We start from the raw sequence: 8,350 nt of genomic DNA, 5'->3' as shown, positions 1-8,350 counted from the left end.
ATGCGGTCGGCGGTCGTCGACCTCTTCACCCCAGCCGAATGTGCCAACTACTTCAAAGCCGCAGGATGTGAACCGGATTAAACAGGACGCGCTAGCAACTCAGGGCCACGACAACTGATCGTGGGGCAGCCGGTGTTCGGGATCATGGACCGCGACTTCCTCGCCTTCGACAAGGTTGGCCGGAAAGATCACAGGTTGGTGGCGCCGGCGTGGCGCAGCGACGGAAACAGCATACCGAGAGGCCCCGGCGGTGGTGACGAGGGCCGCAAGCTTCCACGATGAAGGTATATTCCTGTCGATGCGAGCGATCTGGAGCCAGGCGCAACCCCATTCCTGCCCCGCGCTGTCCCAGATGTCCGGCGAACCCCCTGCGACAGATCGGCGACTTCGGCAAGCGTGAATCTTGTCGGCGGCAAGGGTGGCGGCGGGGTGATGCTGGCGCCCTGCTTGTATTTCCAAAGCCGTTTCAGGCGCGCGGGACGGACGGTTCATCGGCCTGAGACGGTCCAACGACCGAATTCCTGACACGCCCAAGTGACACGAACGTGAAGTCTCGACAGGCGGTCAAGCAGGTCGAGTATTGAGGCTCGAAAAGAAAAAAGCAACTATCCAGCCACCTGTGGTCCCCAATCTGTTCCGGCACTTCATAGCGACTAGCATGCTGCGGTTCCCACGCCAGAGACTCATTCATAGTCAGCTCTGCCTCAGAAAGGCTAAATCCGACAGTAACTAAAACTATGCTCAAGAAAGCCGCCCGATCCTCTCGTTGGCCGAGCATTTGATTAGCTGGGATAACTCGCGTTGAGTTAGCCAAATCAGCCAGTCATCATCTTCGATGTCTCGATCAGGTAAACTCAGAACGGATCCGTGTGCTTCTCTGTGAAGATAGCCGTACTGGTCGGCGACTCCTTTTTGGATAAGCCAAGAAGGCACAAGAGCATAGATGAAATCGGGGGACCATTTCGCCCATGCCAGCCCAAAAGCGATACCTGCAAGGGTGGGCGCTAAGCCCCCTCCTCTAAGGTCACTTCGGAGCCATAGATCGCCGTGATACGCTACGATCCCGCTTATGATCCGGGCGGTCGGGGCGACACAAACACACGAGGAACCCGGGCCGGCATGCCTTGCAGGATCCACATAGCAGGCTTTCAATGACTCAAGATGGTCAGCCAAGTTGGTGGGCGCCAGATCATCCACACGAAGTGCCTGGACATGAGCTACTCTACCGAATCTATCTTCTCCAACCACCCAGAACGCCTTGCCGGGCTCAAGCTGTGAACAATCCGCGCGGAAGTTCGGAAAGGTAGGATATTTCCCGGCAATCTTGCTTGTAATTGAAAGGTACTCCTCAAAATCTTCCCCCATACTGAATTGCACGCCCGCTTTGCGGGCCTTTCGGTCAAACGAGCAGATGTATGTTGACACCTCAAGGGTGGTCGCGTCGTCACGCATTTCAGGGTGCTCCACCATTAGATTGATAAAGACGAAAATCAGGCGCTATTGTCGCCAGGTTCTCATATCGCAAAGTTCTACAATGCGAAGCCCCACCGGACAGGCAGCTGCGGGAGATCAGTCCAAATTCGACGGGCCGTCTCTTTGGTCTCGGCTATGCTCGCAGGATCAGTGTAGCTGCTAGAATGAACGGCCGACGGCGGAGGCGAAGGACCCGAATACTCTTGCTGCCAACGTTGGCGCCATGAGGTCGCCGGCCATCATGCATCTCGCGGCCTCCCCTCGGAGGAACAAACACGTAGACCAAATAAATTCGGTTGTGGGCGTCATGCCCTATCGAACGCCTCGATAGAACCGAATGCATCTTGAGCCGGGCGTCCGGATACATTCTGGTGATATGGTTATCCCATCGTTGTTGAGAAGCAATCGCACGCTTCCCCAGCTCGACGTCTCGACAATTCGGGCTGTGAGTTTCCCCTCATTGAAATCCCTGACGATCATGCTTCACCTCCTACGCTGCCGTGCTCACTTGGTTGCTGATCACACTTTCGATAGCCTGCTCGAGGATGTCCAGGCCTTGGCTAAGCTGATCCTCTCCAATGACAAGGGGCGGCAGGCACTTCACAACTTCGTCTTTGGGACCAGAGGTCTCGACAATAAGGCCATTCTGGAAGGCGGTGCTGATGACTTGACCGGCAATCTCGCCGGACTTCAGATCAATGCCCCGCATCATGCCACGACCTTTGACTGTCGCTCGGCTTGGGTCGTACTTGCGCGCGATCTGCTGAAGGCGACTTTCCAGCAGATTGCCTTTCTCCGCAACAGCCGCAGCAAAGCTGTCCGTACGCCAGAAGTGCTCTAGGGCTGCGCGGGCGGTCACGAAAGCATGGCAATTGCCGCGGAACGTCCCGTTGTGCTCTCCCGGCTCCCACTTGTCGAGTTGTCGATCAATGAGGACGAGGGCCATAGGCAGGCCATAGCCGGATATCGACTTCGCCATTGTAATGATGTCTGGACGGAGCCCCGCTGCTTCGAAACTGAAGAACGCATCGGTCCGGCCGACGCCCGCCTGAATGTCATCGACGATCAGCAAAGCCCCATGTATGCGCGCTATGGCCGCTACCCTGCGCAGCCACTTCGTCCCGGCGACATTGAGGCCGCCCTCGCCCTGAACTGTCTCAACAATCACCGCCGCCGGGGCGTCCACACCGCTGGAGGGATCCGAGAGCAGGCGATCAAGGTAATCGGCGGTGTCTACACCGGATCCAAGATAGCCGTCATAGGGTAGCCGCGTGACGCCGCCGAGTAGCTGGCCGGCGGCTGCGCGATGGAATCGGCTGCCGGTGCAGGAGAGAGCGCCAAGGCTCAGGCCATGAAAGCCGTTGGTGAAGGCTAGGATGTTGGACCGACCAGTTATCTTGCGGGCTAACTTGAGGGCAGCCTCGACCGCGTTCGCGCCGGTTGGACCGGGAAACTGAACGACGTAGTCGAGTTGTCGCGGTCTAAGAATCGTCTCGTCCAATTCCCGCAAAAAAGACTCCTTGGCTTCACTATACAGATCGAGACTATGCGTGATGCCGTCGCCGGCGATGTAATCTGCGAGCGCGGACTTCAGCTCGGGGGGATTGTGACCGTAGTTTAGACTTGAGCACCCCATCAGAAAATCGAGATAGGCCGTCCCATCGCGCGCAAACAGCTGGGCCCCCCGCGCTGTCGCGAAAACTACGGGAAAGCGACGGGCGTAGCGCCGCACTTCGGACTCAAGATGGTGGAAAATCGCGAATTCGCCCCCGCCATCTGATGCACTTCGGTCAGTCATCGTTGCCTCTTTATTTAGGTATTGGCTTGGCAGGTCGGCGGGCATGCCCGCAGGGCTGAGGGAGCGTTCGATGGGGCCGATGGCTATCGTGTACTCGCTCTCATGCTGTCCCTTAAAATGGATATCGCGGTCGAAGCGCACAGCCTGCCGGATTGGCGCGCGCAAATCCCGAGCCACACCTGCGAAGAGCAACTTGGACGCCCTGTTGCTGAGCGTCACCGTGGCCTCAACGTGCGTCACGCTCTCGCACGATGGCCTGTTCAGGGCTGAGATGATCAGCCCTTTACCCACCCCTATGTTGCGTACCTCAGGATGCACGGCAATCTGCCAAATGAAGAGCGTCGATGGCTCGCTCGGCCGCCGATAAGTCGCCAGCCAGCCAACCACCTCACCAGCTCGCTCCGCGAGCACGCAGGTGTCGGCGAAATCAGTGCAGAGCAGGAGCTCGCAGTAAAGCGAGTTGCGGTCTAGTTGCGGGCAGAGCGCGATAAGATCCCGCACATCGGCTGCATGATTGTCCGTCGGTTCTCGGAATGTCACTCGCGCTAACCGGCCGCCAGATCGCAAAGACAGAGCCTCTCTATCACCGACCATCCATATCCTCCACGCGAACTCATTGCGGCTTCGCTTCGCATTCCCAACTTCTGCAGTTAGGCATCGGGCGCCCTGCTGGCATTGAGATGCCCTAAGGCGGCGGCGCCCACGCCCCGTTTCAGGGCCGTTGCCCGTTCGGGCATTCTATGATGGCTATCGGTCTCTAGATCACGGTTCCCGGCTGTTCACAGGAGTCCCGAGCCTGCAGCGACAGCAGAGTAGCAGTCGTGGAAATCGTGGGGAGTAAATATTTTGTAAAACCTCTTTGTATTCAGGCCGATGCTGTCTTTGTTCTTTAACAAATGCGCCGCTTGCCAGCGACGATGATCAGCACTATAGCGCGACATCTGGATGAGAGGCGCGCTCTCACGTTGATTGTCGCGCCGCACAGCACTCTCAAAGGCCAGTCGCGTAAAATTCACTGACGCCGAACTACTCACCGAGCGGCCACTGAGATGATGAGGGCTTCCGACAAATAAGGGGCTTCCTTAATGGGCTTGTGCGTCACGTTTGCTTAAAGCCTACCGTCTCCGTCACACATTTGGCGATGGGCGTTCGATGCGAGCCCGCTCTGCAGCTTGGAGCGCCTGCGCTTCTGGAGCAGCGGGAATTGTTCCGTCCCTTGTTGCGAAGATCTCCTGACAAGAACTTCAAAAAATGAAATCTGCCGATCGTCAGCCACTCTGGCAGAGAAGGTCGTAGGCGAGGATGTGCTGATCGCCGATCGGACCGCTATGAGTTTGCCCGGTATCGACGAATCCGCATTTGAGATAGATGGTTTTCGCGAGCAAGTTGCGCGTGTTGACCGCCAGCATCAGTCCCGTCACGTCCGGACGATTCTGCCGTACCCAGCCAATAGCCAACTCGATGCCGGCCCGACCATAGCCCTTATTTTGGTGGTTGCGGCAGACCCGAAAGCTGTGCAGCGTGATCACGTCGCGATGCGCCCAGGCCGGCACTGCTTGTTTTTCCCGCAGAATGAAGAAGCCGACGGCGGAGCCGCGAGCGACAACGGCGAAAGGATGTTCCAGCTGCGGATGGTGGCTGTTCTGCAGTTCGTTGAACACCGCGTCAACCGGATCGGCAAACTGCTCTTGTTCCAGATCGAGCACCAACTCTGCGATTGCAACCCGGTCAGAGGCAGTAACGGCGAACAGCCAGATGTCTTTCGCGCCTGCCTGGTTTGTTGTGGTCCGCAATAACCTGCCCACCGCTCCGCCTGCATTGAACTGTGAAGCCATGAGACTCGCCTTCTCCTCTGGGCCAATACTTGTCCTCTTGGACAGTACTTGCCGATCTGCCTTAGACTTGCCGACCAATGCGACGTCACTGTTGATCTGCAGCAGAAGCAACGCGCTGCATCGCCAAGAGAATCAGGTAGATCGACACAATCGAATGGCCGACGCAGACCTCCGCGTCGCGTTCTGATCTCCAGCTGCGGATCCACCTCACCGCGCGCCGTTCCATCCGCCTACGCAATCACGTCGATCGAGCCTACGGTGCTCGCATCGCACTCATCCAGGCTTCCTGAACCGCTTGCTTCGCCGGCTGGCGCGAGCGCTTGCCCGAGCGTTCTGCGGTTCCATGAAAAACGCGACCATCCCAACATTACTTCCTTGGGCGTGGCCACGGTCTCGGGGTTTTGGCGCAATGGTCCGGGCCAGCCGGGAATAGTCTGGACCCATTCTTGGTCGTAGGTTGTTTCAGTATATCTGTGCCCCTCATCGGGAAAGATCGCCACCACGGCCTTGCCAGGATTGTTGCGGGACCACCATTCTGCAACCCGGTAAGCCGCACCGCTTGTCGGACCCATGAAAAGACCGTGCTCGCGATGCAATTCATGCGTCGCCTGACATGTTTCTGCTGGTGTCAGCCAGTGGATTTCGTCGAATTGGCAGTGATCGACATTCTTTGGAACAATGTGGCCGCCCAGTCCGCTGAGCTTGGTGATGCTACCGCTCGGCTGGCCGAACAGCACGCTGTTCTGTGTATCGACGCCGACAGCATGCAGTTCCGGAAACAGAACTCGCAGGCACCGAGATGTCCCGCTCATGGAACCGCCCGAACCGACTGCACCGACCAAGCAATCCAGCTTTCCGATCCTGTTGATCAACTGCTCGGCGATCTTTGCATAGGAGAGCGGGTTGTTGGGATTGTCGTATTGCAGGGGCCAGTAGCTGTCGGCGGTCTCGCGTAGATGCCTCTGCAGCCGGTCGAGCCGAGCCTGCTGGAAACCTCCCGAGGCGGCGGGTCTCTCAACGATGTCGACTTTGGCGCCAAGCTCGATTAGGCGACGGTGAAGATGGCGGTCGAGCGCCCAGTCGCTGACGAGGATTAACCTGTAGCCGTACTGACGGGCCAACATCGCAAGGGCGAGGCCGAACGTTCCCGAGGACGACTCGCATATGGTCGCCCCTTGTTTCAGCTGCCCCACTTCGACGGCGCGCTCGAGCATGAAGCGCGCCGGCAGGAGTTTCATCAGGAAGAAGCTGGCGCCGTAGAGATTTTCCCTCAGCGGTACGATGCGAGGATCCTCGAAATCTTGGAATTTGCGCATCAGCGCACGAACAGACATGGGTCCCTCCGGAGGTCTGGGTCTCAATGACAGAAGATCGTCGGTTGGAAATCTAGCAGTCCAAGCTCGCTCACTGCGCGATCGATGTTCTCGGGCGTCTTTTCGTCTCGCGGGTCGAACATCAGTCCGACGACCGTGCCGCTATGTGCGACTTGCAATCCGATTGCATCGAAGCGTGCGGCGATCGTTTCGATGTTGTTCAGGCGCGGCTTAGGCAGAAAGCGCTCGTTGATCCGCGCACTCGCTGTTGCAACTCTCCCCAATAGCCGCAGATCTGCCTTCCTGATCGCTAATCGCAACAAACCGCGAAGTGGGCGGAAAGTCTCGATTTCGGCCCAGTCATAGCGGGCCGGCTCGAATTCCAGCGTATCGACCGTAGCGTCGGGCGCCGTGTCGATGCTGATTAAATCTATCCAGGGTAGCGGCCTAAGAAAGGATTCGATGACGATGCCATCGCGTTGGGCAAACAGCACCGCCTGCTGCCTGAAGAGCGTGGAATCGCATGCAGTTTCCGCGCGCACGGCGATCTGCATGATCTCATCGGAGGAGGTCTCTATTCCGAGACAATCGAGTACTGCTAGGATGCTCGCTAGAACGTCGGCCGTAGACGAACCCATGCCACGGCCCACTGGGATATTGCTGTCGATGACCAGCTTGCCGCCGGTTCCGGACCGCGCAAACGCGTCCAAAGTCAATTCCGCTGCGCGCCTGGCCTTTTCAGAAAACGAGGGCGTGACACTGACCGTGCCAGTATCATTCTTTGTGAAACTTGCCTTGGATTTTAGGTGACGACAAGGCAGTGAGACCAGCGCGCGCCGGAGCTGCGCGTCATCGTCCTCGAATATACCTTGAACCAATTCGCCGTGATGCCCTGCGACCTCGGCGCCTCCAGAAGCAGCAATCATGACAATTCCTTTGAATCGGACAAAGCCGTAAACCGAGGCTTTTTTACTTTCCTCTGATTTAGACGCACCAAAGTAGTGGCATGCCCCATCCGGTTCAGCAACAGAAGAAGATATAAGTTTTCGTTTCAGAATTATTGCGTATGTGACGTTTTCTCAACTGTTGCTATATTGCTGCTATCCCTTTGCCTAGTATCGCGTCTAGCGTGCGGATAAAGGGATATGAGGCGCCGCCGATTTCTTGCTGTTGGCAAGGGTCTGAAATGGTGTACTCGACCACGCTGAAGTGTCACCTCGGTGCGAGCAAAGCTCAGTGAGCGTCGATGACATTCCGGTGGGGTCTCGACGATCGCCTTCCTGACGAACAGCGCTTTGGCTTCCTCGACGATACCCGATACGGCAGCCGCCCGACTGCCGCCACCGATCCAATCGAGGGCGCCGTCGCGATCAGGACTAGGAACTGCGCTGCATGGCGCCTGCGGTCGGTAAGGCGGTGTTTAGCCCTTCGCGTGCGCTTGTGGTGGTGCTTGCTGAGTAAGGAGCCGCAGCAGTGCGCTGTCGCCTTCCAAGCCCACGATCTGTTGAGGCGGCGCATTTGACGATCAACGGGCTACGCGGCTATTTGCCAAGTGAAGGGTGGCTGTAGGTTGGCGCTCACCCTACCATGCTCATGCTCATGCGCAGATGAAGGCCGGCTTGCAGGTTAGACGCATCTTGCCTGACGTTTGACATGTTCTCGGGTCAACTAAGCGGTTTCGTTCGCGCATTTTGTATTGTCCATCCCCGTCTTGCGATGCTTAGTCCGGCGAGGCTACATCCAGGCCTTACGTCGATAACCTCTCGGAACCACACCCAGATTCAGGCCGTACTCAAGAAGCTGCGCATTTCATTTAGAGAGCTCAGCCGTTCCATATTCATCGCCCTCTCGACAATGGTTGTTCCATCTTTCTCCAGCGGCGTTCCACGAACATTGCGCAAGAATTTCTTCTCAACGTCTGTTTCACTCAA

Annotated in this window: 5 protein-coding genes; all 5 read right to left on the bottom strand. The window is 57.5% G+C overall.

Going from position 1 to position 8,350, the window contains the following annotated elements:
- Positions 1–741: 741 nt before the first annotated feature.
- On the bottom strand, positions 742–1,452 hold the full coding sequence (locus tag EOA33_RS15805; protein ID WP_127406022.1) for a hypothetical protein: 711 nt from the start codon (positions 1,450–1,452) through the stop codon (positions 742–744).
- A 511-nt stretch (positions 1,453–1,963) separates the two neighbouring features.
- Positions 1,964–3,865 (bottom strand): diaminobutyrate--2-oxoglutarate transaminase, encoded by a 1,902-nt coding sequence (ectB, locus tag EOA33_RS15795; RefSeq protein ID WP_127406020.1) that lies wholly within the window; start codon positions 3,863–3,865, stop codon positions 1,964–1,966.
- Positions 3,866–4,539: 674 nt separating this feature from the next.
- Positions 4,540–5,106 carry a GNAT family N-acetyltransferase gene (locus tag EOA33_RS15790; protein ID WP_127406019.1) on the bottom strand — a complete coding sequence of 189 codons (567 nt, stop codon included), beginning with the start codon at positions 5,104–5,106 and terminating at the stop codon, positions 4,540–4,542.
- Between the two features lie 230 nt (positions 5,107–5,336).
- A complete protein-coding gene (locus EOA33_RS15785; protein ID WP_127406018.1) occupies positions 5,337–6,440 on the bottom strand; it encodes a pyridoxal-phosphate dependent enzyme in 1,104 nt (367 codons plus the stop codon).
- 23 nt (positions 6,441–6,463) lie between these two features.
- Complete coding sequence (locus EOA33_RS15780) at positions 6,464–7,345, bottom strand: GHMP kinase (protein WP_127406017.1); 882 nt, start codon at positions 7,343–7,345, stop codon at positions 6,464–6,466.
- Positions 7,346–8,350: the final 1,005 nt, after the last annotated feature.

This window comes from Mesorhizobium sp. M4A.F.Ca.ET.050.02.1.1 (assembly GCF_003997725.1).
Lineage (GTDB): Bacteria > Pseudomonadota > Alphaproteobacteria > Rhizobiales > Rhizobiaceae > Mesorhizobium.
This window is presented reverse-complemented; position numbering and strand designations above follow the sequence as displayed.